Here is a 25329-nt window from a genome sequence, read left to right on the forward strand (position 1 = left end):
TAATTCGACCTAGGTGGGGCGCTGAGCCACAGCGTGCAACACATGACTGCTTCACAGGGGCGATCATGTCGGCCGCAACCCATCTCTACCGACGAAAAGCCGTGTACTACTGGCGTCGACGTCTTCCGAATGCGCTCGCCAGCTGGTTTCATAAACGCCATCTGTTCCTGAGCTTGCAAACACCCGATCCCAATTTCGCGCGGCGTCTGGTGGTTCTGCTCGATGCAAAATTGGAGGAGGTCGTGACGGCCTTCGAGCATGCTGAGATGCATCTAACTCCGGCGCGAGTAGACGGCTTGCTGCGCGACGTTGTGACAAAGCATTTGAACAAGCTGGAGCGATTGTCCGCGGCGGCGAAATCGTTTCCAAATTTCGACGCTGCTCAAGCCGAGCGCGACGACCGCCGCGCCGCTTGGGCCTATCGCTTGCTCCATGCGCAAGGACCGGGCGCCGTCGTTCGTCCGACCGACGAGACCGAAATGTCAGCGGACGGCATGACCGCTGCTGACATTGCTGCGGTCCAAGACCACTTGGCGATGCTGCGCATCAATGACCTCGTGCCCACGCGGCACGGAATCCTACAAAATTTGCTCGTCGCCAACGGTGCGCCTGCCAACGCGATGAACTTGGCGACAGCACAAGATGTGTATTTTCGCGGAATGTGGATGGCGCTTGCGCAGTCCGAACGACGCTACGGCGGCAAAATCGTCGAAGCTGGTGATTTCGTCGACCAAATTCTTAAGGACAGAGTTCGATCCGTGCCTCGAGAGTTTGAGACGCCTGTCGAGCGCATGCAGCCACGAGCGCCTGTACCATATCCGGTCGACGACAATCCGGTGCAGGAAGATCTGGATGCCGTCGACGACCGTTTCAAAACTATGGCCGATTTACTCTTGCGGAAGCGCAGCAAGGCAGAGCGTTGGACCACGAAAAGCAAGCAACAGGCCACACAGACATTTACGTTGTTGGCGAAATTTATGAAGGAGGAACGCGCACTCGAAAACATGAGCGCCGTAAAACAGAAAGACCTCGCGGCGCTCGTCGGCTTTCTGGAGACCGAAATCTATAAGCATCATGGGAAAAGTAAGAATGACAAAAATCGTTCGATTTCTGAAATGCGCATTGTCGCACTCTCAAAGCCTGAAAATCTTCGTGGGCTAGAGGCTGGCACGCTCAACCGGCACCTGACATTTATCGATCAACTGTTCGACCTCGCGGAGGCCGAGGGCGTCGACCTCGATCCGAAACTCAAGGTCACAAAGCTGCGCGCAATTGATGGCGCCGATGAGCGCGAACGGGATGAACGTCTCAAGCTGCCGCTTTCGAAGATCGAAGATCTATTTGCACAACCGCCATTCGTGAACTGTGCTGATTGGAATCGACAATCAAAAGAAGGGGCCGCCGGAAAATCTCTGGTTTTCCATGGCGCCCTTTATTTTATTCCGATGTTGATATTTTATGGAGGCGGTCGACGCGAAGAGTATTGTGGGTTGATGACAAGCGATGTCATTGACGACAATAAAGGAGCGTATCCGTATTTACACATCGCGAAAAACAAATTTCGACGCATCAAAAATGGCCAGTCAAAGCGCAATATCGTCATTCATCCGGAGTTGATCAGACTTGGATTCCTTCGATACGTCGCGCTCATCCGCTCGCTCGGGTATGAACTGGTCTTCCCTGATTTGTTTTCAGCCACAACCAAATCTCCGTAGGGCAACCGCTATTACAAACTATTCAAACCGGTTTTGATCGCAGCAGGGATTACCGAGGACGGACTGGGTTCTCATGCGCTTCGACATGCATTTGGTGCGACGCTCAAAAAGAAGCATGTGCGGGAAGAGCTTCGCGCCGATCTTTTGGGTCACAGCGGAAAATCGGAAACCTCTGAGCGATACTGCGAGGCAACTGAAATTGCGGCCATGTACGATCTCGTGTGCAAGATGCCGACATTGACCGGCCATCTTATTGCGCAACCAATCAATCTGCCTTCCTGGCTAAAAGACAAAAAGCCGCCGCCATTTTCTCATCCAACTCGCGCGAGGCATTCGCGCTGACAGTTCGAATCTCTTCGGGCGCGCCAATTTGCCGCCATTCAGAACAAAACTGCGAGCCTGGCGCCGGGCAGGTAGGCGCCGCCGCAACCTCACCGACCACTCTGCAAGGCGAAGCGCAGATTCTTACCTGGCAAGGAATTACTGCGCAGCATTTGTATCCCAAAACCGTCGAGCTGATTTCTTAAAAACCTGCATCGAAAACGAGACTTCCGACGAGTTTATTTTGCAGTCAGGGGCCACCCAATTGCCAGGCGCCTATAGCGATCACGTCTCCGGATTTGTGGTCGACGACAGGATGTCCCACATTCGCGGCAAAATGCCGATCCCTGAACGCTTTGTGCGCGTAGAAATGAAATACACCTCCTCCGCTAACCGCGGATGCAGGCTTTGTATGAAAACTTTTCGGTGCTACCATCGATACGATTGACCCAGAAGCATTTTGAGCCGAAATCCGCGCTCCTGACGCTGAAATGAGTGATGCCTGCCCCCATTTTCGCAGCGGCATCCGGGTGGAGCGCCAGTGCGGCAAGCAGAACCGCAGCATCTCCCGCGCTGACTTTGTCTCCAACATCATATTTATGAAGCATCGTCTTTAAAAACGTGGCGGCATCTCCCTTCTTACTGAAGTGGTGAGGGCCGATGGTGATCGGCTTCTTGACCATAAGAGTCTCCCAACCAAAATTAGGATGTTGACGTCGCAGCTCCTGCGCTACCCTCTGGCAGTAGTTTGGCGCGAATTTCGCGGAGGATGATGACCGGAATATCCATTCCCTCAAACTGAGTGTCGCGCTCTCTTACCCAAGCGATGCAATCTTCTTTATTGAGGTCATCTCGCGCAATCTTTTCGTACAGCGCAACAGCGCTCATGCGCGACAATCCGAGCTCAATAAGCGAGAGCAAGGTCCGCGAAGAAACGCCGAACTCGAGCTGCGTTCCGATATCAACATCACCATCGATCAGGTCTTCTCGTCCAATTGCAACCAGATGCATACTGAGAATGTCGACATAGGCGGACAAATATTGTGGTGCCCGAAACCGGGCGATTTGTTCGACCAACTCCATCGTGCTGCGGATCAGGACCGGCAGTTTAAATGACCGACCGGTCCTGCGATGGTAATTAATGTTCCGCTCGATCATTCGAGACAAGGAGAAACCCTTTAGCCATTGCACGACGATCAGTGCGTGAAGCGGAATGATCGTATCAGGCGTGAACGCCGGAAACAGATACTGATTGATCCGGCGCATGATTGTCACGAAGCGATCGTAGCTGTCTTGGCTGTCGACGGCGGCCGGAAGAAGATTCTCGACATCGCCTTTATAGTTGCGAAATGCGTCGAGCAGACGCTGCATGCCGAGGGCACTGACACCGGGATGTCGGGCCGCGATATCTGGGCCCATCGCGATTTGCGCAGCGATATTTGCAAGGCTCGCTTCAAGCCGTTCGATGGTCGCAGGATTGTGGCGCTTGGCGAGGCCCGATTGTAAGATTGATCCCTGCCGTAGAAATGTAGCAAGCAAATACGAGGCGACCTGCTCGAACTCATTGGGATCCTCGAAATCTGCCAAATCAGTCGCTGCTCGGCGGTCCAGATAATCTGCAAGGCTATCCCCGTGCTCGATCACCGCGTCGCTTTCGCGCTTGATCGGAAAGCGAGCACGTTCGGGAACGCCATGAGGCCAGGCCTGCGCGTTGTGCGGATCGATGCAGATGATGTTCCCCTGGAATTCATCGCCCCATCGACCGGCGCGACCGGCAAGATTCCAGAAATCGTGCGCCTCCATCGGATGACCGATGCCCTTTCTTGGCCCGCGCAGTACAATGGTCCGGCACGACAGATTGACACCTTCGATGAGCGTCGAGGTGCAAACAAGAAACCGAATCTTGCCGGACCGGAATAGCCGTTCGACCTCCGAGCGGATGAGCGACGGCATGTTGCCATAATGAAAGGCAGCGCCTCGCTCGACGAGCGGTGCGAGCCTGTAGCGCGGGTGAACGCTTTTGCGCGCCAAATCCGCAAGCTCACGCAATTCAGGGTCAGATGGTACTTCCGGTATCAACTGGCTGATGAGATCGGCGATATCTTCGGAATCGGCGGCGCCGTTGGAAATGCCAGCTTTTTCTTGAGCGAGCCCGGGCTACTGCCCAGTTGGACTACGCCGAGCGGAAGCATGGAGGCATGTCGGCGTACCGATAATTTCCATAGTTTGGGCTTACGCGGCACCTGCTCGGCCACGATCACGTTTTGCAGAACGGTTGGCACGTCGCTTTCAAACGACGCGGTGTGCGTCCCCTTCGGTGTCAATCGGCGCCGAAGTTTGACCCCGTATTGGCGTCCAAATTTGACCCCTTTGATCGACGGGGTTTAGCGGTAGCGCTCGGTCCGTCGGAGCTGGCCGGGATTGCGGAGACGGAGCGAGCGCGGGTTGTTTGATCATCGTCGCGGCTTTTGAAGCGCCAGCTGTCGTTGCCGGTTTCGACGATGTCGCAGTGGTGGGTCAGACGATCGAGCAGCGCGGTGGTCATCTTGGCGTCGCCGAACACGCTGGGCCATTCGCCGAAGGCGAGATTGGTGGTGACGACGATGGAGGTGCGCTCGTAGAGCCGGCTGACGAGATGGAACAGAAGTTGTCCGCCGGATTGGGCAAATGGCAGGTAGCCGAGTTCGTCGAGGACGATGAAGTCCATTCGGGTCAGATGCTCGGCGATACGACCCTGGCGTCCGTTGCGGGTCTCGATCTCGAGACGATTGACGAGGTCGACGACGTTGTAGAAGCGCCCGCGGGCACCGGATCGAATGCAGCTTCGGGCGATGGCGATGGCCAGATGGGTCTTGCCGGTGCCGGTACCGCCGACCAGAACGGCATTGCGTTGCTGGGCGATGAAGCCACCGCCGGCGAGATCATTGACCAGCGTCTGGTTGATAGGGGTGCCCTCGAACTGGAAGCCATCGAGATCCTTGGCGAGCGGCAGCTTGGCGATAGTGAGCTGGTATTTGATCGAACGCGCCTGCTTCTCGTTGATCTCGGCATTGAGCAGGTCGCCGACAATGCGTTGCGGTTCGTGCTGGCGCTTGACGGCGGTCGCCATGATCTCGTCGAAGGCGGCCTTCATGGCATAGAGCTTGAGTTCGCTCATGAGGTCGAAGAGTTGAGTGCGTTCCATCAGACCGGTCTCCTGAGGTTGTCGTAACGGGCACAGTCAGCGATCGGCGCATAACGCAAGGTCAGTGCCGCCGGGGTGAGGATGTTGGCTGGTGGCGCCGGCTCATGCTGGCGGGCGAGGATGTTGAGAACGACATCGGCGGAATGGACACCGTGGGCGATTGCCTCGGCGCAAGCCGCCTCGACTGCCGACAGTCCGTCGGTCAGCACCGCGTTGAGGATGTCGACCATCTGCCGATTGCCATCGTCGGCACCGGCGAGCTTGCGCCGTACACGTTCGATCGCGGCCAGCAGCACCCAGTCCTTGAACGGAGCGCCGTTGCGCAAGGCGCCGGGTTTGCGAGCCAGCACCGGCACATAATGCCAGGGATCGTAGGTCGTCTCGCCGCGGCCGAAGGAGCGCGGATGCTCGGCGACGATGCGTCCGTCCTGGCGGATCACGATGCGGTCGGCATAAGCATGCACTTCGACGGGCCGCCCGACGGCGCTGGCCGTAACCGAGTATTTGTTGTTGTCGAAGCGCACCAGGCAGGTCTTCGAGACCGATGCCGGCACGGCATGGAATCCATCGAACCGGCCGGCATAGGGAACGAGCTTCGGCCGCTCGGCTTCGAACACTTCCCAGACCGTCTGTTCGGTCAGTTCCGGATGACGGTGCGCCTTGGCGTAGGCGATGCACTTATCCAGCAGCCATGCGTTTAACTCGTCGAGAGTTCTGAACCGCAGCCGCGGCGTGAAGAAGCGCTCCCGGACCAGCCCAACCTGGTTCTCAACCTGGCCCTTCTCCCAGCCCGAAGCCGGCGTGCAGGCGACCGGATCGACCAGATAGTGGCTGCACATCTGCATGAAGCGGCGATTGTAGCGACGATCCTGGCCGACGAAGATCGTCTCCACCGCGGTCTTCATGTTGTCGTAGATGCCACGTCCGCAGGTGCCCTTGAACAGGGCGAACGCCCGGTCGTGGGCATCGAACACCATCTCCTGCGTCTCGCGCGGATAGGCGCGAGCGAACAGCATTCGGCTGTGGCAGAGCCGGACATGAGCGACCTTCACGATCACCGTCACGCCATGCAGCAGGACAACCTCATGGCTCCAGTCGAACTGGTAGACTTCTCCCGGCGCAAAGCTCAGCGGGACATAGGCCGCCGCCGTCGATTGTCCGCGCTCCTGGCTCCACCGTCTGGCGTAACGTCGCACAGCATCGTAGCCGCCGTCATAGCCGCGCCCGCGAAGCTCTTCGAAGACCCGGATCAGCGTCAGCTGTTCGCGAGCGGGCTTCGCCGCGTTCGACGCCAGCAATCCGTCGAGATCAGCGGCCCATCGCCCCAGCTTCGGCCGCGGTTGCACCGCACGTTCGTACTCGAATGAGGTCTCCCCAGACCGCAACACCTTGCGGACCGTGTTCCGCGACACCTTCAGGTCGCGTGCGATCTCCTTGATCGTCGTGCCCTTGATGAAGTGCTCGCGGCGTATCCGCGCAATCGTCTCCACGATCAGCATCCCCAACCACCTGCTTCGTTCCAAAGCAGGCAGCGCAACAGACCAACCTATCGGGGGTCAATTTTGGACGCCGATCCCCCGGCTCAGGGGGGCAATATTGCAGGCCGAATAACAGTCAAGATCGCGCAGACTGTCGTAGAGCTCATATACGCTGAGGCCGCAAATGAGATCGCCGACCGCTTCGCGGATCTCGCGCGTATCAAAGGATTCAAACCGGAAAAGGAACGCCGCTGGCGTGCGCTGGTCAGAGTAGAGCAGCCGCAATAACTGGTTCATTGTGATGTTGGCGGCGACCTGGCTTTGCGCCTCGGGAATGCCCGATGCGCGAAACAGAACCTGAGAGAAGCTCTCCCGACTTTCCGACCGGCGGATCGGATAAGTTTCCCATCCATCCAGCCCGTGCTGCTCGGCCTCTGTCATTGGTCCAAAGAAAACCTGCATGGGCGTTTGTGCGCGACCGATCTCTCTGCGAAGCGTCAGCACGCCGCCCTGTGTCACGACTTCGGCCTGCACTTCACTGCAATTGGCGGCGACCGTCTTCCAATTGTCGAACTCCCCGCTGAGAATATAGGAGATGAAATCTGCGATGGTGGATTTGCCGGAGCCATTTTCGCCCCTGATGATATTGACACCGGTATGAAAGCGCTGGTCATAGACGCTGGCCGTGGGTGAAACATCTGTTCGCCGACGCCGCCTACGACCGACTGAAACTGATGGACAAAGCCGTCTATCCGCAGTTCGTGATCGAAATCATCCGTCGCCGCGACGGGCAGAAGGGCTTCGAAGTCCTGCCGCGCCGCTGGGTGGTCGAACGAACTTTCGGCTGGATGATCCGCTGGCGCAGGCTCGTGCGTGATTACGAACGTCGCATCGATGTCTCAATCGCCATGATCCATGTCGCCATGGCCGGTGTCCTCATCCGCAGAAACGCTCATCCCTGATTTTCCAAACAGGCTCTTAGAATAAGAGGTTTCAGACATCCAGATCCAACATCGAGGCTATTCGAAGCGTAACGCCACGATTGGATCAAGCCGCGCGGCCCGATAGGCCGGATAAAGGCCAAACGAAATTCCGATGAACCCCGCAAACCCGCAAGCCAAAATGATCGCCCACGGGCTGATCAGGATAGGCCAGCCAGCTTCCCATGCTATCACGACTGCCGCGACGGCTCCCACTATCGCGCCCACAAGCCCTCCGATCAATGCCAGGATCAAGGCTTCGATCAGAAATTGCCCCCGGATATCGCGGCGGCTGGCCCCGACGGCCATGCGCAAACCGATTTCCCGGGTACGCTCGGTTACTGAAACCAGCATGATGTTCATGATGCTGATCCCGCCAACGACCAGCGAAACCGCTGCCACCGTGATCAACAAACTGCCGAGGAGCCGTACGGCGGCCCCGCGTGCAAATAGGATATCCGCTGGATTCTCGATCCTGAAATCGCTGGGGGCATCCCTGCGAATACGGTGTCGCTGCCGAAGTAACGCCTCGAGTCCGCGTTCGATCTCCGGCATGGCGGCCGCATCGGATATCTTGATTGTTATGAAATCCAATGCCTCGCGCGTCGTGCCCCGCACAGCGCCGAGCACTCGGCTTTTCGCAGCCGACAGTGGAATGAACACGACATCGTCTTGGCTGCGGCCAGCTGCGCCCACCCCCTTTTTGTCCAGCACACCAATCACGGTAAAGGGGACGTTGCCGATCCGAAAGGTCTCTCCGACTCCCGCCCGCCCATTGAAAAGCTCCTCGACGATAACCGACCCCACGATGGCAACTTTGGATCCGGATGCGATCTCGCCGCTCGCAAAGGATCGGCCGTTGGCAACTTGCCATTCGCGAGCCACCAGATAGTCGGAATTAATTCCAGCCACCAGCGTCACCCAGTTCTTGTTCGCGGCCACGAGCGGCATGGTGCGCGACAACAGCGGAGCCGCGACCTGCACGTGCACCAGTTCCCGGCGGATAGAAGCGGCGTCCTCTTCCGTCAGCGTGGGTTGTGTTCCGGATTCAAGCCTCGCTCCACCTGAATTTCGGGCTCCGGGCAGGACGAGCAGGAGATTGGCTCCGAGCGTTCGAATCTTTTCGGAAACTTCCGCTTGTGCGCCGGCTCCCACCGATACCATGCAGACCACTGCTCCGACGCCGACGATGATCCCAAGCACGGTTAAGGCGCTCCGCAGCTTGTTCGCGCGGAGCGCTCGAATGGCAATTCGCAAGCTCTCCCGGGCACTCATCGGGAAGAATCCAAAACGATGCCGTTCGGAAGCAAATTCTTGTCCGGTGCCGCAGTGTCCTTGATGATACGTCCATCGTGCAGGATGATCTGTCGCCGCGCGCGATCGGCGACCTCGGTGGCGTGCGTAACCACGATGATCGTGCGACCATCGCGATGAAGTGTCTCGAATAGCGACAGAATCTCATCGCTGGTGCTGCTGTCCAGTGAACCGGTCGGTTCGTCGGCCAGGATGAGAGCGGGATCGCTCACCGTCGCACGGGCAATGACCACCCGCTGCTGCTCTCCTCCTGAGAGTTGATTTGGCCAATGATGACCCCGGTTGGCCAAGCCTACGCGGTCAAGCGCATCTTTGGCTGCGCGACGTCTTCTGGAGGGAGGAACGCCAGCATAAACGAGCGGAAGCTCGACATTTTCCAGCGCGGTTGCTCGCGGCAGAAGGGCCGGCAGTTGGAATACGAAGCCGATGTCGTGGCTCCTGATGGCCGCGCGTCCGTCCTCGCTCAGCTTCGCGACTTCTCGACCGTTGAGCGCATATTCACCGCAATCCGGCCGATCCAAAAGACCCAAAAGGTTCATCAGGGTCGACTTTCCCGAACCCGAGCGGCCGCGAATTGCCACAAGCTCGCCGTGCCCGATCGTGAGCGACACGTTTGATACTGCGCAAACGATCGTCCCTCCGGAGGGATAGTGTTTTGAAATTCCAGCGGTTCGGACCAGCGGCACCATCTTTGAATCCAGTCTCAAAATCCAAGGCGCAAGCCGAAATAGCTCCTCTGCTTTTGGGAGTTCGCAGTCCCGACGATCACTTGCTGGTCCTCCGCAAGCGCGCCCTCTAGCAGTTCTGCGCTGTTGTCGTCGCTCACACCCAGTCTCACTGCGACCGGCTTTGGTCGCCCCCCGTCGCCGACCAGCCATACCGTCGCGGAGGTCTGGGAGGAGGCGGCCTGAGTCGCATCCTGGTGACCAGACGGAAGACCGGCATCGTTCGGCCGGAAGCGCAGCGCTTGGCTGGGAATTTTGAGGACCCCGCGGGTATCACTCACCACAATTCGAAGCTGGGCGGTCATTCCCGGCAGCAACAGGAGGTCCGAATTTGGCGCGGACACGATTGCCGTATAGGTGACGACGTTTTGTAGGACTTCAGGAGACTTGCGGATCTGGAGAACCTGTCCGCTGAAGGTGCGGTCCGGATAAGCGTCCACCGAGAACCGGGCCGTCTGGCCCACTTTCAACTGTCCGACGTCGGCCTCGTCGATCTTGCCGTGGACCTCCATCTCACGCAGATCGTTCGCGATCTTGAACAATGTTTTGGCTTCGAGACTGACGGCGACCGTTTGTCCCGGATTGACATCCCGCTTGATGATGATTCCATCAATCGGCGCACGGAGCACGGTACGATCAAGATCAAGTTCCGCCTGATCGACGGTCGCCTGCCTCTGCTCGACAACAGCGTCTGCATTCTCGAGATTGGCCTCGGCCATGTGCTTTTCTGCTTCCGCAATCGCAATGGCCTCGGCCTTCATCTGGATCTGCTCAAGGGAAGCGCGCAGGTCGGCAGCCCCCGCGTCGCGCAGAGCCCGCGCCTGGCTTAGGTCTCGCTCAGTTCCGCTGCCGGTGCGCGCCAATGCTAATTTTCGCGAAAACTCCCTTTCGGCTTCGCCTTGTCTGGCTTCGTTAGCGGCCGATTGGTCCTTCGCCAATGTTTCAGCAGTCTTCGCATTCGTCATTGCAACATTCGCTCGTTTCAGCGCCGCTCTTTGCACTTGGGCAGTAGCTTTCGCCACTCTCAGAGCGGCTCTGGCTTCATTGACGCGGGCGGCAAAGATCTCTTGATCGACTTGTGCAATCGGCTGCCCGGCCGTGACGCTATCGTTGAAGCTAACGAACACCTCCGCAATTCGCCCTGACAATTGCGAGCTGACATCAACGCTTACGACCGGCTCGACAGTGCCGCTGGCCTTTACGAGAGTTGAGATGTTGCCGCGTTCTACGGGTGCGATGAGATACGTCGGCGCCGGATTCTCCTGGCTATAGGTGTAGCCGAGCCCGAGAATTAATGCACATAGCACACCTGCCACAAGGAAACGCATGTGGCTGTGACCCGCATCTGTTTTTCACCGGTCCATCGGCGCCTTCAGGCTACACTCTGGCGCTGGAACGTGTGGTCAGTTCAAACACAATTTACTAGCGTCTAATGTTTTGGCTGCTGTCAACGAATACTGGAAAGGTGCAAATTGTTCCCATGCTGTCCGGACTTTTTGAGCCGCCGTTTGGCGCCGACGCCCCTCTTCGGCAGGGCATCGATCATAAGACGGCTTGACGCAATTGCGCGCTCCGCTCGTCATCGGCGGTCCGTGGTTTCCAAAGCGTGATCTGGAACCCGCTGGGCTGCGTTAGCGCAAAGTCTGCGGCGTTCCTCCGATAAGATCAAAGTTCAAACAAGAATCTGGAGCGCTGGAACATCTGACAGGCCTCTAGTGTTGATGTCGTTGCTCACTGGGAATCACTCCGCATAGAGGAGACGGAACATGAGGAGTTTCAAGGTTTCCATTGCCATCGCCTCCGGCGTACTGATGCTCTCGGCCGGAGTGGCCTTCGCCGATAACCTCCATGAATTGGTGCCTAGCCCCAATCTTAATCCCGGAGCAGCATCAGCAGCACCCGGACAGACTGGCTCGAATGTCCTTGCAAGCTGTGGTCTCACGACGGGCTTTCCGTCCATCGGTGCCGGAGCCAAAGTGAACTCCGGAAACGGATCCCCGTTCAATCCGAGCGCAACGAAAACATATGCTGGAAATCCGGGCAATCCAGCGACAAATCCTAACGCCGTTTCCCAATACGACAATGCTTGCGCTCAGGCCGCGTTGCATCAAATGCCGTAGCGCAGAAGTGTCTTTATTGACGGTGACGTCGTCGGGCCAGGTTGATCGAGAGATCATCTCGTGCCTCCGGAGCAAAGCCCTCGCGAGCATGGATAGCTGTTGCGTGCATCGAACCTACCAGCAGCATCGGGCTCTGGTCGAACTTAGCCGAGACGTCGGAGGTGCACATGGTGGATTCGAGCCTTCAGGCGACGATGTATCGCGAGAAGTCGGCGAGTACCGTCGACAGATAGCGCATCCGCGAGACAGATAGCGCATCCGCGAGGATGGCGGCTCCCTTGTCTGTAGGAATGTACGAACTTGCGAGACATCCTTTCTCTTGAGCCAAGGGCAGGAAGGATGATCAGGATTCATAAGTTCAGGCGCGATGTGGAGCTGCGGGTGCTCCGACACGCTGACAAGAATGGTGATGTCGGCAAGGCTTGCCGATATTTCTGCGTTGGTCGGGCGCGGACGCCGGCGGCTCATCCCACGAGCCCCATTCGTCGGCGAGGTCGGGAAACTGCATCTTCAGCGGCTCCTTTGTCAGAGCCGACCATATTGTCCGGGCGTCGGCAACTCAGCATATCTCTAGCACAAGGCCAAGAATTCCGGCTTACCAACAAACCCGATCCAGGTCGCAGCCCCCGGTGAAGCCCCTTCACGCCAAACCTGTAAGAGCCTGTTTGGAAAATCAGGGATGAGCGTTTCTGCGGATGAGGACACCGGCCATGGCGACATGGATCATGGCGGTTGAGACATCGATGCGACGTTCGTAATCACGCACGAGCCTGCGCCAGCGGATCATCCAGCCGAAAGTTCGTTCGACCACCCAGCGGCGCGGCAGGACTTCGAAGCCCTTCTGCCCGTCGCGGCGTCGGATGATTTCGAGTGCGAACTGCGGATAGACGGCTTTGTCCATCAGTTTCAGTCGGTCGTAGGCGGCGTCGGCGAACAGATGTTTTATCCACGGCCAGCGTTTGCGGATGGCATCGAGGATCGCTTGCGCGCCTGCGCTGTCGGAGATGTCGGCGGTTGTCAGATTGATCATCAGCAATCGCCCGTCCGTGTCGACCGCGACATGACGCTTTCGGCCGACGATGGTTTTCCGGGCGATCCTGGCCATTCGGCCTCGCTGCTTGCGTGTCCACATCCGAAGTGTGAGTCATATTCGCAGCGATACCGGAATCCCCGCCTAGCCCAATTTTCAAACAGGCTCTTAGCCACCCAACCTGGCTATGTTCGCGAAGGCCGGCCCATTACGGCATCTAATGTTCGACGACCGCTCGCGCTCGACACAGGTGGGTCGGTTCGGGTGGCTCCGCTTCCAATGCTGCGCGGCGGTCGGCGACTGCATGATCGAACAGTTCGAGTACTAGTCCAAAGGCTGCAAGGTCTTCTTCGTCGATGGCGCCGTCATCGTGGTACTCGAGCGTTTCACGTATGATAGCATCGACATCGCGCCGCATCACCAGCAATGCCTCAACGGATTGCGTGGTGCTCATCTTCGAGATCATCGTCATGATCCTGTTACGGAGTTCAGTGCTTTCGTCCCGCTCGTCGCGCTTCAGATATTGACGCAACCAAGCGCCGGCTGAGCCAATACCGGAGAGAAGCAGGATAGCGAACCAAAAGTAATCGCTGTACCGGTCCAGGAAGGTGCGTTCAGTGCCATCGATATAGGCCGCCGCTCCGCGATGCACGGGCAGCGCTGCGTCCTTGTCGGTGTCCGGCTTCTTGATGTGGGGGCCGCCCGGCACTTCCCTCGCCAACCTATGACGCGCAGCAAGCGCCTGCCGCGTGAGGGTGGCGACTGTGGTCTCCGACAAAGATTTTCGTGCCACGATCAGGTGACTCGCGCCGACTGTTTCAACCTTGTCATCCGGCCATGCCGGCTTCGCATTGAAGGCGCTGCCCGGAATTTCCTCGGATTCATAGAGTGGGTGCTTCAGGGCGATCGCTTCCGAGACGTCGATCGGGAGAAATTTCGGCTCGCCTCTGGCGCGCGCCGTCGCGGCAATCGCGTCGGCGGTGATCTTGCTGCCCACCGGGCCGACCGTCATAAAGGCGTCGAGGTTCGGGTCTCGCGCCAGCTTTTCGATCTGGTCGGTGCCGAACTGCGTTACCGCGACCTTGTCAGGAGCAACGCCAGATTCAGTCAGGATCATCCGTAGCAAGGCGATATTAGCCGGCGTCGTGCCGATCACGCCAAGCCGATGGCCCTCGAGTTCGTCGATGGCCTTAATTTTCGGCGCCCTTCTTTTTTTCGATACTCTGCCAGGAAGACCGGGAGGCCACCACAGCACGACCACATCGTTGCGCACGATGACGACCGCTTCGGCTTCGCCGGGCATGGCCAGATCGCCGCGCGCAACCGCGAGATCTGCATTGGAGGCGCCGAGAAGAGCCAAGCTTTGCGCCGCTCCCTCGGTGACGATGGGAGACAGCCTCACTGCATTCCGGTCGCGGTCGAAGGTTTCCGCCATCGCCTGGATCAGCTTCTGATCGTCGCTTCCGGGCGGACCAACCGCAATCCGAAGCGTGACCGGCCGCAAGGCGTAATACAGTCCGCCCGTGGCGGCGGCGAACACCAGCAGTCCGGCGAGGAGAAGCAGTAGCAGCGAGTTCCGGCGTTTACGGCGCCGGTTCTCTTTGAGATCGCGGAGATCGTCGTCTGATGCAGACATTGTTGCTGCCGGGCTAAAGCGAATAACCGAAAAGACTTCTGATCCGAGGAATACCACGGTTCTCGGGCCCCTGGGCAAACTTCCGAAAAGCCGCGACGTGATCGCCTATTGCCTTGTCGGAGCTGGCGGGAATAACGACGAACCGCATCATAGCCGCCGGTATAGCCCAGGCTGCGAAGCTCTTCGAACAACCGGATCAGCGTCAGCCAGTCCCGCGCCGACGCCGCTAAAAAACTGAATTGTTAAAAAAGCCCGAAGCAGTTCCTGCCGGTGTTCGGCAGCGCTCGACATTTCAGGATATGCTGAAGCGAGGTGCGACTGGCTGCGTGTTAATGCGTCCGTGCCTTAAGGAAAGCACGCCGTAGCATTAATCGGAACAGTGAAAGTCCCGAATCCCCGTTCATGGAATAGTTGATCGATGCGCTCACAGAACTACCGCCTCATCGGTTGGTATGAGAGATAGGGCCGGCGAAAGGCCAGGACCGGTGCATGAAAGGAACACGTAATCCCAGTTGGTCCGCTAGACGCTGAGAGTGGCTGCCTCCTAGAGGTCGGGTTTTGACCCGGAACTGACTTAAGCGGCGGCTTCACCTTGCGTGTCTTGATCAATCATCTCGTGCCGAGAGGAATATTTGCTCGCGAGCCGCCGCCTGCAGGTGTGATCTCACCCTGTCAGGTGCGCTCAATCGCCGTCCACTCCGCGCAAATTGATCGAGGGTTCGCGCCCCACTTCGGCAATTGAAATGTTTTAACCCGATGCGCGGCGGTTCCCGGAAAAGTTCGTTTCGCGTTGTCGTAAACTACGAAAATCAATTATCTTGACCGGCCAGCTGCGCGCTGATCTCGTTTCGCTTTGATCGTGTGTCTGCAACCGAAGGATATCTACCATGACGACGCGCAGCACCGTATTCAAGGAAATCGTTTCGGCGAACGAAAAATATGCCAGCGACTTCGGTGACAAGAGCAAGCTTGCATTGCCTCCGGCTCGACGCTTCGCGATTCTCACCTGCATGGATGCTCGGCTCGATCCTGCAAAATATGCAGGCCTTGCGGAAGGGGATGCCCACGTCATCCGAAATGCCGGCGGCCGTGCATCCGATGATGCAATTCGCTCGCTCGTTATCTCTCACAAGCTGCTCGGAACCAACGAATGGTTCGTGATCCACCACAGCGATTGTGGAATGCAATTGTTCACCAACGAAATCATCGGCAACCTTCTCGCGGATGATCTAAGCACTGCGCAATTTGACGGCAAGAAGTGGTCGAACCCAAAACACGGCGGAGGTTCCGTGGCTGGAAAATTTATCCATTGGCACACCTTCGAGGACAACACGAAGAGCGTCGTCGAAGACGTACTGCGGATCCGTACCCATCCGCTAGTGCCGAAGCACGTCCCAATTTATGGATTTATCTACGATGTAAAGACGGGGCACCTGGACGAAGTGACTGAGGCGACAGCTGCAGGAAAGGCGACGGGCTAGATCGGCGCGAGTTTGCAGCGAGAAATGTCTGTCGCTCCCATGCTCAAAATCACGCTACCTACCGATTCACGGCGGCAATAACTGATGCTTGAAAAATGACGACACGCCGCTCCCAGACGGAACGCTGCCAACAGGATCAGGCAGATTTCATCGCGTCGACGACGCATCCTAATTGCCGCACTTTCGGATCGCCTGCAAGCTGTGAGCGACTGCCTTTGGCCCTTTTGAGACATACTCACTGACCCTCACTACGTCTGTTTACAGGGGAAGACCAGAAGTAGCGCGCAGACGGCCAAAGTGACGCGATTGACCAAAAGCCGACTCTCGTGTCCCGCTGTGCTCACGTCAGTGCAACGCGGGCAGGGCCTCTTGCGAACCTGGACGATGGTGGTTTCCGCCACCGGTCAGCACGCACGACCGTGCGACCAATCGATCTTCTCGATGCGCTCTCGGGCTTTTGCTCATGCGCCGCAGCGCAGTCGCGGCCGGCCCGCTTCCGCCTTGCCACTTCACCGGAGAGACCTATGATCACGTCGTGTTCATAGGTCTTTCCGTCAATCGTGATGGTGCCGAATGTAGTGCGTTCGATCTCCAGGACCTGACTCCTTCATGATCTCCGCGCGCGGCCCTGACTCCGCGTCGGCAGACCCATCTGGCCGGGCACTACTTCCGAGGCTGCCCCCATAGGAGACGTTCTTGGGGTTACCACCTGCCACCCTATGACGCGCGGTTGAGAAAGATCGGCAGCCCCCGCTTATCGGCGTAGATGGGGCGGTAGCGTTCCATGTTGTACGTGCTGGCGACGTCCAATTTGCGTGGCCCGAGGTTGGCGTCAGGGATGGGCACCAGGTCGTAACAGCCCTCGACCAGCGCCGACATCAGGCCGGTCCTGCCTTCCAGGACCGCATCGTAGGCCATGTTACCGAAAGTCAGGGCGACGAGCTTGTCGATGAAGTCCGGATCGCCCGATCGCAGGTCATAGGTTAGGTCAGAGACGATAGTCTCCTCGCCGGTGTGCGCTTTGATTTCGTCAGCAAGCACTTCGGCGACGCTCGCCTTCTTGCGGTGACCGTAGGGGTCAGGCTCGCCGTATTCATGCGCTTCGTAGCCCTCCCACTCGGCGCCCTCGCTGAGCACGATCAGCGCGTAGTTGCTTGGGTTGGCGCGCTTCTCCTCGAGCAGCAACCGGATCAGTTTGTCGAGATTGACCTTGTACTCCGGTATGACGCACCGGATCGAGGTCGCGTACGCGGTATAGAGTGCCGTAAATCCGGCATCGCGGCCAAAGACCCGGAAAATACCAATGCGCTCGTGGGAGCCGATAGTGGTGCGCTGCCGCTGGATGGCATCGCTGGCGCGGGTGATCGCGGTCGAGAAGCCAATGCAGTACTCGGTGTTGCGAACGTCGTTGTCCATCGTCTTCGGAATGGCGATGATCTTGACGCCGAGTTCGTCGAGCCTGGCCGCATAACTGAGCGTGTCGTCTCCGCCAATGGCGATTAGGTGTTCGATGCCTAGTCCTGACAAGTTCGCGAGCACCTGGCCGGTCAGGTCCCAGGTCCTGGTTTCGGTGCCGCCGTTGGTATTCGTGGTAACTGGAAGGTCAGTGCCGACGAGATGGTCGGGTAACTTTTTCATTTTGGACGGATTGGTGCGGCTCGAATGCAGCATGGTGCCGCCGCGCCGGTCGACGGTGCGCGTGTTTTCACGGTTCAGCGGGATGAGGTAGTGAGACCTGCTGGTCGGGTCCTCGAGATTCAGATGCGTCAGGGCCTCCCAACCACGGCGAAGACCCACGACCTCGATGTCGTCCTCACTGCCGCGATAAGTCACGGTCTTAATGATTGCATTGAGACCGGGGACGTCGCCGCCGCCCGTTAGAATGCCAATGCGCTTTCTCGCCACGCCCACCTCCCAGCATTGGCATGTCTCGCTATGCACAGCGTAGCATTCTTACTTAGCCGCTTCCGGCTTGCGCTCCTCGCGCAACCGAAAACGCTTCAGCACGCGGACACGCTGTCGGGCAATTGCGCTGTTCATTCGTGGATAAAGAACGTCCGATGTTCCGTTAGGTTCCACAATGCCCCTTTCTCGAAAAGCTCGGGCTCATCCGGTGGCCGATAGATCAAGGTTCTCCTCGCCCCAAGGTGGGCGCGCCGCAACTCGTTTGTCGGGACCTCATCGGTAGACCCGACGGGCGCCAGCCGGGCCTACCCTCATCTGAGAAACCGCGCGCTTGTCAGGCTCGCAGCACCGCTGCCGCAGATAACATGTGGACGTGGGTAGCCGCAGCTCTTAGGCTCATCGGGCCCCGGGCGGCCAACGCGACGGATTTGCACGATTCCTTGGCATCTTGCTCTGGCGATAGTTCCGCATGGAATGTCAGCTCAGATCTCGGAGAGGGAGTACGCAATGCTGTACGTGGATATTCCGAGTTCTGTCGACATCGCGGCCTTGACCTCCCATCGAGGCGATCTCTGTGTTTCGATCTACTTGCCGACCACACCCGTCACTCAAGAGGCCCAAGGCCACCGGATCGAGCTCAAGAATCTCGCGAAGCAAGCGATTGAGCAGATCCACGCGGCAGGAGGCGACAGGCACCGGGCGGCGCTGATTGCCGAACAACTGGACGATCTCGTCGACGACGACGAGTTCTGGCGCTTTCAGGCGCACAGCTTGGCTATCTTCGCGACACCGGAGAATTTGCAGACGTTCCGTGTCCCCAATGCACTCGCGCGCATCGTCAGCGTGTCGGATCGGTTTTACGTGAAGCCGCTGCTACGAGCCGTAAGTTTTCCCAATGCCTGTTACGTGTTGGCGTTGGCGCAGCGGAGCGTTCGGCTCGTCGAAGTGTCAGCCGACCTGCCGGCGGTGCCGGTCGAGGTCGAGGCGATGCCGCAGGATGCCGGGCGGGCCGTGCGGGGCGTGGGTGAGATCGATCATTGGCCGAGCGGCCGGATTCAGGGCGCAGAGGGTCAAAAAGTGTTGCTGCGTCAGTTCGCCCGGAAGGTCGATCGGGCGTTGCGGCCCCTGTTAGGCGGCAGCGGTCTGCCGCTCATCCTCGCAGCGGCCGAGCCATTGGCTTCAATCTATCGTTCCGTGAACACCTATTCTCAACTCGCCGAGGCGGGAATCGAGGGCAGTCCCGAGGGTTTGACCGAGGCTCAACTCGCTGAGCGGGCGCGCCCCATCTTGGACGAACTCTACCGGGATGAACTCGCAACCTGGCGGGCGCTCTTCCAGCAACGTGAAAATCAGGGCCGGGCGACAACGGATGTCGCCCAGGCAGCGCGTGCGGCAACGTTCGGCGCCGTGGACATGATCCTGGTCGATATCGACCAGATCATTCCCGGGCGGATCGACGAACAAGGGGCAGTCAGCTTCCCCGAGCAACAGGACGAGGGTGAATATGGCGTCGTCGACGAAATTGCGGCACGCGTCCTCGCGGCAGGCGGCCGGGTAATCGGAGTGCGCAAGGCCGACATCCCGCGCGAGGGGACGTTGGCGGCGATCCTGCGTTATCCGGTTTAGGGCGGCTGATCGGGTTCGCGTCACTGGCGCGCGGTGGGTCGGATACGGATCGCGTCGACTGGAGCCGATAATCATACCAGGAACTATTGACGTCGAACGGGGTAGTAATCTTGGCAAACCCGCGCTGCTTTGCGTTACGGCCGTATCAGACAGCAAGACGCTTCAATTTCGGAGAACCGACATGCCTAGCCCGTACATCAACGATCAAGCAGCACGCGCTAAAACTGCGGCTCTACTCGGGCGCCTGCTCGCGGACAGCTACATCATTTATGTGAAGACGCAGGGATTCCACTGGAACGTTGTTGGACCGCAATTTGAACCGTTGCACACGCTGTTTCAGGATCAATACACTGAACTCGCGCAGGCGATCGATGAGATCGCCGAACGGATCCGCGCACTCGGCGTCAAGGCGCCCGGCAGCTTTGCTGAATTCCAGACATTGACGTCCATCGGCGAAGAAGCGGATGCGCCGGCGGCCGATGCGATGATCAGCCAGCTATTATCCGATCACACCACTGCCTCGCGTACCGCCCTGCAGGTGGTGACAGAGGCCGGGACACAAGGAGATGTTGCAACAGCGGATCTCGCGACGCAGCGGGTGACGCAACACGAAAAGACGGCCTGGATGCTGAGCAGCCTCCTGCAACGTAGCAAGTAACGCGACGACATAGGTGTGTGCCCTCCCAGGCTCGCGACAGCGACTGCGAGGAAGGCCAAACATGCAAATGGATCGGAGGGCCGAATGACCGCAGCGCATCTGGACAGCTTTGGAGCCGCCTCGGAGCTTAACGTCGGAAATCGCTCATACACGATTTACCGTCTGGATGCCCTCAAGCGAGCCGGTTTTGCAGTCGAGCGCCTGCCCTATTCACTGCGCATCCTGCTTGAAAACCTGCTCCGGACCGAGAACGGCGCGTCGGTCAGCAGGGCCGATATTGAGGCGCTTGCAGGCTGGCAGCCGAACGCGTCGGAGCGCACCGAGATCGCGTTTCAGCCGGCCCGCGTACTGTTGCAGGATTTCACAGGTGTTCCGGCGATTGTCGATCTTGCGGCGATGCGTGACGCCATGGTCCGGCTCGGTGGCGATCCCGCCAAGATCAATCCCCTGCAGCCAGTTGAACTCGTCATCGATCATTCGATCCAGGCCGATGCGTTCGGAGTTCCGGGCGCGATGGCGATCAATCAGATGCTCGACTACAGCCGCAACGGCGAGCGCTACGCGCTGCTGAAATGGGGCCAGCAGGCGTTCAAGAATTTTCGCGTCACCCCGCCGAACAGCGGGATCTGCCATCAGGTGAACATCGAATATCTGGCACGGGTCGTGTTCGGAGCAGACGAGCTGGCGAGCAAGGTAGGTGAGGGCGGCGATACGCGGTCGCTCGCCTATCCCGACACGCTGGTCGGGACCGACTCCCACACGCCGATGGTGAATGGCCTTGGTGTCCTCGGCTGGGGCGTCGGCGGCATCGAGGCCGAGGCGGCCATGCTCGGTCAGCCGATCTCGATGCTGATCCCGGAAGTGATCGGTTTCAAGCTCGCCGGCAAGCTTCGCGAGGGCGCGACCGCTACCGATCTCGTGCTCACTGTAACGCAGCTGCTGCGCAAAAAAGGCGTTGTGGGCCGGTTCGTGGAGTTTTATGGACCAGGTGTCAGCAACGTGCCCGTCGTCGACCGCGCGACCATCGGCAATATGTCGCCGGAATACGGATCGACATGCGCGATCTTTCCGGTCGATGTGGCCACGATCGACTATCTGCGATTGACCGGACGTTCCGAGGAGCGGGTGGCGCTCGTCGAAGCCTATATGAAAGAACAGGGGCTCTTTCACGACAGTGCCGCGCCGGAGCCGGCTTTCAGTGACACGTTGGAGCTTGATCTTGGCGACGTCGAACCCAGCATTGCAGGTCCCGGACGGCCGCAGGATCGCGTGCCGCTCGGCCGCGCCAAGGCGGCCTTCGAAGCCTCTCTGCCGTCGCTCCTGCCGCCCGAACCGCCGCGCAGTCAGAAAGGCGCGGACGCGCGGATTTCGGCCGACGAGCGGCTGACTGTCTGGGGCGAGTCGACGGCAGGAGAGGTCCGGCCGGGAGCGATGCAGCCGCACGTGGGTAGGGCTGAAGCGCTGGAGCACGGCTCCATCGTGATCGCCGCCATCACGAGCTGCACCAACACGTCCAATCCCTCTGTGATGCTGGCGGCGGGCCTCCTCGCCAAGCGCGCGGTCGCGCGCGGGCTGAATCGCAAGCCATGGGTCAAGACCTCGCTTGCGCCCGGATCACGGGTCGTGACGGCCTATTACGAGCGCGCCGGGCTGACGCCCTATCTCGATCAGCTTGGCTTCAATCTCGTCGGCTACGGCTGCACCACCTGCATCGGCAATTCCGGCCCTCTCCCGGCCGAGATTTCCGAGGAGATCCGAAGCAGGAACCTCGTCGTCGCCGCGACGCTGTCCGGCAACCGCAACTTCGAAGGCCGTATCCACTCCGAAGTGCGAGCGAACTATCTGATGTCGCCACCGCTTGTCGTGGCCTTCGCGCTTGCCGGACGAATCACGATCGATCTGGAAACCGAGCCGCTTGGCCACGATCGAGAGGGGCGCCCGGTATTCCTGCGCGACCTCTGGCCCAGCCAAGAGGAGATCCAGCGGACCCTGCAGCAAGCGATCGGATCCGATCTCTATCGTGAGAACTATCGCGAGATTTTCGCCGGCGATGAACAATGGCGCGCCTTGGCGGCTCCCTCCGGCGACATCTATCAGTGGAACGAGAGCTCGACCTATGTGCGCAGCCCGCCCTTCTTCACGGACATGCCCCATACGGCTCCTGAGCAGGTTGCAGAGATCCGCGGGGCGCGTGTGCTTGCAGTGTTCGGCGACAGTATCACGACCGACCATATTTCTCCTGCCGGAACGATTCAGCAGGGCTCGCCTGCAGGACAGTATCTGGTCACGCAAGGCGTGGCTCCGAAGGAGTTCAATTCCTACGGTGCGCGTCGCGGCAATCACGAAGTGATGGTGCGCGGGACGTTCGCCAATGTGCGGATTCGTAACCGGCTCGCTCCGGACACCGAAGGCGGCTGCACCATCCATCTCCCCAGCGGCGAACAGACGCCGATTTACGAGGCAAGCCAACGCTATCTTGCGGACGGAGTTCCGCTGATCGTTCTCGCAGGCCGGGACTACGGGTCCGGCTCAAGCCGGGATTGGGCGGCGAAGGGACCCTACCTGCAAGGCGTGCGTGCCGTCATCGCCGAGAGCTTCGAGCGGATTCATCGGTCGAACCTCGTCGGGATGGGGATCGTGCCGCTGCAATTCGTGGAGGGAGCGTCAGCGGCGAGCCTTGGGCTCACGGGTCGGGAGACTTTTGATATTGAGGGTATCACCGCCGGGGTCGCGAGCGGGTTCGCCACATCGCGCCGACTGACGGTGCGCGCCTATAGCGAAGACAATAGCGCGATCGCGTTCGAGGTCAGCGCCCGGATCGAAACGCCGCAAGAGGTGCTCTATCTCCGCCACGGCGGGATCCTACGGTACGTGTTGCGTCAGCTGTTGGGCGAGCGGTCGGAATTATCAGCGGCACCAGCCCGCAAGCCGCATCCGCTCCCGCCCGACGGCAAGCAGGATGGAGCCGTGGACGAGGGTTCGATTCAATCCTTCCCGGCCAGCGATCCGGTGTCGTACACGGGTAGCACGCGCGTTTAGATTGAGGAGGCGAACGTGGCAAACAATTCCAGGCCGAACCTGGTCGGCATCAATCACGTAGCTCTGGAAGTCGGAAACGTCGAGGAGGCACTCTCTTTCTACGGCGCAATATTCGACTTTGAACTGAGGGGAAGCCACCTGGACGAGGCAGGCCGGACGACCATGGCTTTCATCGACATGGGCGACCAGTTTCTCGCGCTGAGCGAGGGCCGCAAGCAGGGTCCCGACGACGCGCGGCATTTTGGTCTTGTCGTCGATGACCGCTCGAAAGTGCGCGAACTCGCCGAACTGGCGGGGGCGAGGATGGTCGAAGGTTCGTTCAACTTCTTCGACCCGTGGGGCAACCGTGTCGAAGTGGTTGAATACCGCGACGTGCAGTTTGCAAAGACGGATGCCGTTCTGAATGCGATGCAGATCTCGCCCGACAAATCCGAGAGGGCGAGAGCCGAGTTGAGGGAGAAGGGCATCGGCGTGGCCCCGACCTAGACTAGAATTCACGCTCCGGTCTCGTTGACAAGCGTTTGATTTTGAATCGATTTGCGAGACGCATATCTCCGTACTTTGCAACCTATCGTGGGTACGCCAGAGTCGCTGGAGCCAACTCCGCTGCCGATTGCGTTGGTCTTTATCTCTATCTATGGCATCCTAGGCTCTGGTTCGAATGTTAGCATTCGGAATCCGAAGGCTGGTGGCAAGTCCCGGGCGTTGGGTCGGCAAGGAGCGATACGCACATGTCGAAAATGCAGATGTTCAAATCTCATGAACGTTCGGTAGAGCGCTCGCTTGACGAACTTTACAACGACGATGCCGAACGCGCGGATGCCGAGGTATTCGGCCGGAAAGTCTCCGCGAGCCGCCGCGGTTTTCTCGGCGGAGCCGGCCTTGCCGCGATGAGCGCGGCGGTTGGTGGTGCGATCCCATTTGCTGCCAATATGCCGGGCGGGCTGATTCCAGCGGCGCTCGCGCAAAATGCGCCTGCTGCCGGCGAGTCTCCAGCCCCGGCGCCGAAAGGGCCGCAGCATTTACAGTTTCCTGGTAAGAGTGATGGGCTCGTTGTGCTCGGTGATCGGCCACTGGTGGCGGAGACGCCAGAGAACCTGCTCGACGACGACACCACGCCGACCGACAAACTGTTCGTGCGCAACAACGGCCAGATTCCGGAGGAAAGCAAGGACCCGGATAAGTGGTCCTTCGTCATCGATGGCGAGGTCAACAACAAGCTGACGCTGACGCTTGGCGAACTCAAGGCGAAGCACAAGCCGGTCACCCGCCGTCTGGTGCTCGAATGCGGCGGCAACGGCCGCTCCTTCTTCACGCCGCAGGCGCGCGGCAACCAGTGGACCAATGGCGGCGTCGGCTGTCCGGAATGGACCGGCGTCAAGCTTGCGGACATCATCAAGAGCGCCGGACTGAAGCCGTCGGCGGTGTTCTCCGGCCATTACGGCCGCGACCTGCATCTCTCCGGCGACGAGAGCAAGCCGACATTGTCGCGCGGTGTGCCGATCAAGAAGCTGATGGATGAGAACAACCTCATCGTCTTCGCGCTGAACGGCAAGCCGCTGCCGAACATTCACGGTGGGCCGGTGCGACTGTTCATTCCCGGCTGGCCGGGATCGCTATCGGCGAAGTGGCTGAGCCGCATCTGGATCCGCGACAAGGAGCACGACGGCCCGGGCATGACTGAGTTCGCTTATCGCGTGCCGATCAAGCCGATGATCCCCGGCGCCAAGGGCGATCCGAAGAATTTCCAGATTCTGGAATCCATGCCGATACGCTCGATCATCACCAGTCCCGCCAACGGCGATAAAATCGCCGCCGGCACCAAGGAGATCAAGCTGCGTGGCGCGGCCTGGGCCGGCGACTTCACCGTCGATCACGTCGATGTCTCGACCGATTTCGGCGCGACGTGGACGCGGGTTAAGCTGTCGAAGCCGAAGAACAAGTACGACTGGCAGCGCTGGACCACGACGGTGAAGCTGCCGACCGACGGCTATTATGAAATCTGGGCGCGCGGCACCGACTCGAAAGGCGTCATGCAGCCGCATATGGCCGGCTTCTGGAATCCGCAGGGCTATGGCGGCAACGCCATGCACCGGGTTGCCGTTTTGGTGGGTTGA

Annotated in this window: 18 protein-coding genes and 5 pseudogenes; 11 read left to right on the forward strand and 12 right to left on the reverse strand. The window is 59.3% G+C overall.

Annotated elements, in window-relative coordinates; genetic code table 11:
• Positions 1–65: 65 nt before the first annotated feature.
• The 3 genes and pseudogenes from NHAM_RS04620 (at position 66) to NHAM_RS27460 (ending at position 2242) form a co-directional block, all read left to right on the forward strand.
• On the forward strand, positions 66–1715 hold the full coding sequence (locus NHAM_RS04620) for a DUF6538 domain-containing protein (protein ID WP_011509457.1): 1650 nt from the start codon (positions 66–68) through the stop codon (positions 1713–1715).
• Between the two features lie 21 nt (positions 1716–1736).
• A pseudogene (locus NHAM_RS29215) lies at positions 1737–1895 on the forward strand (hypothetical protein); the annotation flags it as partial.
• A gap of 41 nt (positions 1896–1936) precedes the next feature.
• Entirely contained in the window at positions 1937–2242 is a 306-nt protein-coding gene (locus tag NHAM_RS27460; protein WP_011509458.1) for a hypothetical protein, read from the forward strand.
• Between the two features lie 183 nt (positions 2243–2425).
• Here the strand turns inward: NHAM_RS27460 and NHAM_RS04625 are convergent, their stop codons facing one another.
• From NHAM_RS04625 to NHAM_RS24550, 6 genes and pseudogenes are all read right to left on the reverse strand, one after another.
• Positions 2426–2719, reverse strand: a complete 294-nt coding sequence (locus tag NHAM_RS04625) for a DCL family protein (protein WP_011509459.1) — start codon at positions 2717–2719, stop codon at positions 2426–2428.
• Between the two features lie 19 nt (positions 2720–2738).
• Positions 2739–4085 carry a helicase-related protein gene (locus NHAM_RS04630; RefSeq protein WP_245270001.1) on the reverse strand — a complete coding sequence of 449 codons (1347 nt, stop codon included), beginning with the start codon at positions 4083–4085 and terminating at the stop codon, positions 2739–2741.
• Between the two features lie 26 nt (positions 4086–4111).
• Positions 4112–4318, reverse strand: a complete 207-nt coding sequence (locus NHAM_RS27980; RefSeq protein WP_245270002.1) for a hypothetical protein — start codon at positions 4316–4318, stop codon at positions 4112–4114.
• 38 nt (positions 4319–4356) lie between these two features.
• Positions 4357–5220, reverse strand: coding sequence for an IS21-like element helper ATPase IstB (gene istB / locus NHAM_RS04635; protein WP_011509460.1), 864 nt, complete (start codon positions 5218–5220; stop codon positions 4357–4359).
• An 8-nt stretch (positions 5221–5228) separates the two neighbouring features.
• Positions 5229–6719, reverse strand: a pseudogene (gene istA / locus NHAM_RS04640) (IS21 family transposase); the annotation flags it as partial.
• A gap of 57 nt (positions 6720–6776) precedes the next feature.
• A pseudogene (locus NHAM_RS24550) lies at positions 6777–7349 on the reverse strand (ATP-binding protein); the annotation flags it as partial.
• 23 nt (positions 7350–7372) lie between these two features.
• On the opposite strand from NHAM_RS24550, the pseudogene NHAM_RS04655 reads away from it, so the two are divergent.
• Positions 7373–7660, forward strand: a pseudogene (locus tag NHAM_RS04655) (transposase); the annotation flags it as partial.
• Positions 7661–7717: 57 nt separating this feature from the next.
• On the opposite strand, the gene NHAM_RS04660 reads toward NHAM_RS04655, so the two are convergent.
• The 3 genes from NHAM_RS04660 to NHAM_RS04670 are packed head-to-tail and all read right to left on the reverse strand — an operon-like array spanning position 7718 to position 11045.
• Positions 7718–8953, reverse strand: coding sequence for an ABC transporter permease (locus NHAM_RS04660; protein WP_011509462.1), 1236 nt, complete (start codon positions 8951–8953; stop codon positions 7718–7720).
• A complete protein-coding gene (locus NHAM_RS04665) occupies positions 8950–9681 on the reverse strand; it encodes an ABC transporter ATP-binding protein (protein WP_011509463.1) in 732 nt (243 codons plus the stop codon). Before NHAM_RS04665 ends, NHAM_RS04660 begins: the two co-directional genes overlap by 4 nt.
• 14 nt (positions 9682–9695) lie before the next feature.
• Positions 9696–11045 carry an efflux RND transporter periplasmic adaptor subunit gene (locus NHAM_RS04670; protein ID WP_011509464.1) on the reverse strand — a complete coding sequence of 450 codons (1350 nt, stop codon included), beginning with the start codon at positions 11043–11045 and terminating at the stop codon, positions 9696–9698.
• Between the two features lie 438 nt (positions 11046–11483).
• Here NHAM_RS04670 and NHAM_RS26445 point away from each other — a divergent pair, with 438 nt between their 5' ends.
• Positions 11484–11837, forward strand: coding sequence for a hypothetical protein (locus tag NHAM_RS26445; RefSeq protein ID WP_011509465.1), 354 nt, complete (start codon positions 11484–11486; stop codon positions 11835–11837).
• Positions 11838–12510: 673 nt separating this feature from the next.
• Here NHAM_RS26445 and NHAM_RS04680 read toward each other — a convergent pair.
• Positions 12511–12943 (reverse strand): annotated as a pseudogene (locus NHAM_RS04680) (IS5 family transposase); the annotation flags it as partial.
• Positions 12944–13084: 141 nt separating this feature from the next.
• Positions 13085–14503 (reverse strand): TAXI family TRAP transporter solute-binding subunit, encoded by a 1419-nt coding sequence (locus NHAM_RS04685; RefSeq protein WP_041357711.1) that lies wholly within the window; start codon positions 14501–14503, stop codon positions 13085–13087.
• 887 nt (positions 14504–15390) lie between these two features.
• On the opposite strand from NHAM_RS04685, the gene NHAM_RS04690 reads away from it, so the two are divergent.
• The gene (locus tag NHAM_RS04690; RefSeq protein WP_011509467.1) at positions 15391–15984 is read left to right on the forward strand and encodes a beta-class carbonic anhydrase; all 594 of its coding nucleotides are present in this window, start codon (positions 15391–15393) and stop codon (positions 15982–15984) included.
• A 717-nt stretch (positions 15985–16701) separates the two neighbouring features.
• Here NHAM_RS04690 and NHAM_RS04695 read toward each other — a convergent pair.
• Positions 16702–17889 carry a 6-phosphofructokinase gene (locus NHAM_RS04695; RefSeq protein ID WP_041358761.1) on the reverse strand — a complete coding sequence of 396 codons (1188 nt, stop codon included), beginning with the start codon at positions 17887–17889 and terminating at the stop codon, positions 16702–16704.
• Between the two features lie 507 nt (positions 17890–18396).
• Between NHAM_RS04695 and NHAM_RS04700 the strand changes: the two genes are divergently transcribed.
• From NHAM_RS04700 to NHAM_RS04720, 5 genes are all read left to right on the forward strand, one after another.
• Positions 18397–19515, forward strand: coding sequence for a hypothetical protein (locus NHAM_RS04700; protein ID WP_011509469.1), 1119 nt, complete (start codon positions 18397–18399; stop codon positions 19513–19515).
• Between the two features lie 181 nt (positions 19516–19696).
• Positions 19697–20173 (forward strand): Dps family protein, encoded by a 477-nt coding sequence (locus NHAM_RS04705; RefSeq protein WP_011505002.1) that lies wholly within the window; start codon positions 19697–19699, stop codon positions 20171–20173.
• A gap of 84 nt (positions 20174–20257) precedes the next feature.
• Positions 20258–23212, forward strand: coding sequence for an aconitate hydratase AcnA (acnA, locus tag NHAM_RS04710; RefSeq protein WP_011505001.1), 2955 nt, complete (start codon positions 20258–20260; stop codon positions 23210–23212).
• A 15-nt stretch (positions 23213–23227) separates the two neighbouring features.
• Entirely contained in the window at positions 23228–23698 is a 471-nt protein-coding gene (locus tag NHAM_RS04715; protein WP_011505000.1) for a VOC family protein, read from the forward strand.
• A 245-nt stretch (positions 23699–23943) separates the two neighbouring features.
• Positions 23944–25329 (forward strand): sulfite oxidase, encoded by a 1386-nt coding sequence (locus NHAM_RS04720; RefSeq protein ID WP_011509470.1) that lies wholly within the window; start codon positions 23944–23946, stop codon positions 25327–25329.

It is taken from the genome of Nitrobacter hamburgensis X14, from assembly GCF_000013885.1.
GTDB classification, from domain to species: Bacteria; Pseudomonadota; Alphaproteobacteria; order Rhizobiales; family Xanthobacteraceae; genus Nitrobacter; species Nitrobacter hamburgensis.

Coding starts and splice junctions, on each gene's coding strand:
- istB (WP_011509460.1), bottom strand. CDS start 5,220: ATGGAACGCACTCAACTCTTCGACCTCATGAGCGAACTCAAGCTCTAT.
- NHAM_RS04670 (WP_011509464.1), bottom strand. CDS start 11,045: ATGCGTTTCCTTGTGGCAGGTGTGCTATGTGCATTAATTCTCGGGCTC.
- NHAM_RS04685 (WP_041357711.1), bottom strand. CDS start 14,503: ATGTCTGCATCAGACGACGATCTCCGCGATCTCAAAGAGAACCGGCGC.
- acnA (WP_011505001.1), top strand. CDS start 20,258: ATGACCGCAGCGCATCTGGACAGCTTTGGAGCCGCCTCGGAGCTTAAC.
- NHAM_RS04690 (WP_011509467.1), top strand. CDS start 15,391: ATGACGACGCGCAGCACCGTATTCAAGGAAATCGTTTCGGCGAACGAA.
- NHAM_RS04620 (WP_011509457.1), top strand. CDS start 66: ATGTCGGCCGCAACCCATCTCTACCGACGAAAAGCCGTGTACTACTGG.
- NHAM_RS04700 (WP_011509469.1), top strand. CDS start 18,397: ATGCTGTACGTGGATATTCCGAGTTCTGTCGACATCGCGGCCTTGACC.
- NHAM_RS04625 (WP_011509459.1), bottom strand. CDS start 2,719: ATGGTCAAGAAGCCGATCACCATCGGCCCTCACCACTTCAGTAAGAAG.
- NHAM_RS04665 (WP_011509463.1), bottom strand. CDS start 9,681: ATGGTGCCGCTGGTCCGAACCGCTGGAATTTCAAAACACTATCCCTCC.
- NHAM_RS04720 (WP_011509470.1), top strand. CDS start 23,944: ATGTCGAAAATGCAGATGTTCAAATCTCATGAACGTTCGGTAGAGCGC.
- NHAM_RS26445 (WP_011509465.1), top strand. CDS start 11,484: ATGAGGAGTTTCAAGGTTTCCATTGCCATCGCCTCCGGCGTACTGATG.
- NHAM_RS04660 (WP_011509462.1), bottom strand. CDS start 8,953: ATGAGTGCCCGGGAGAGCTTGCGAATTGCCATTCGAGCGCTCCGCGCG.
- NHAM_RS04705 (WP_011505002.1), top strand. CDS start 19,697: ATGCCTAGCCCGTACATCAACGATCAAGCAGCACGCGCTAAAACTGCG.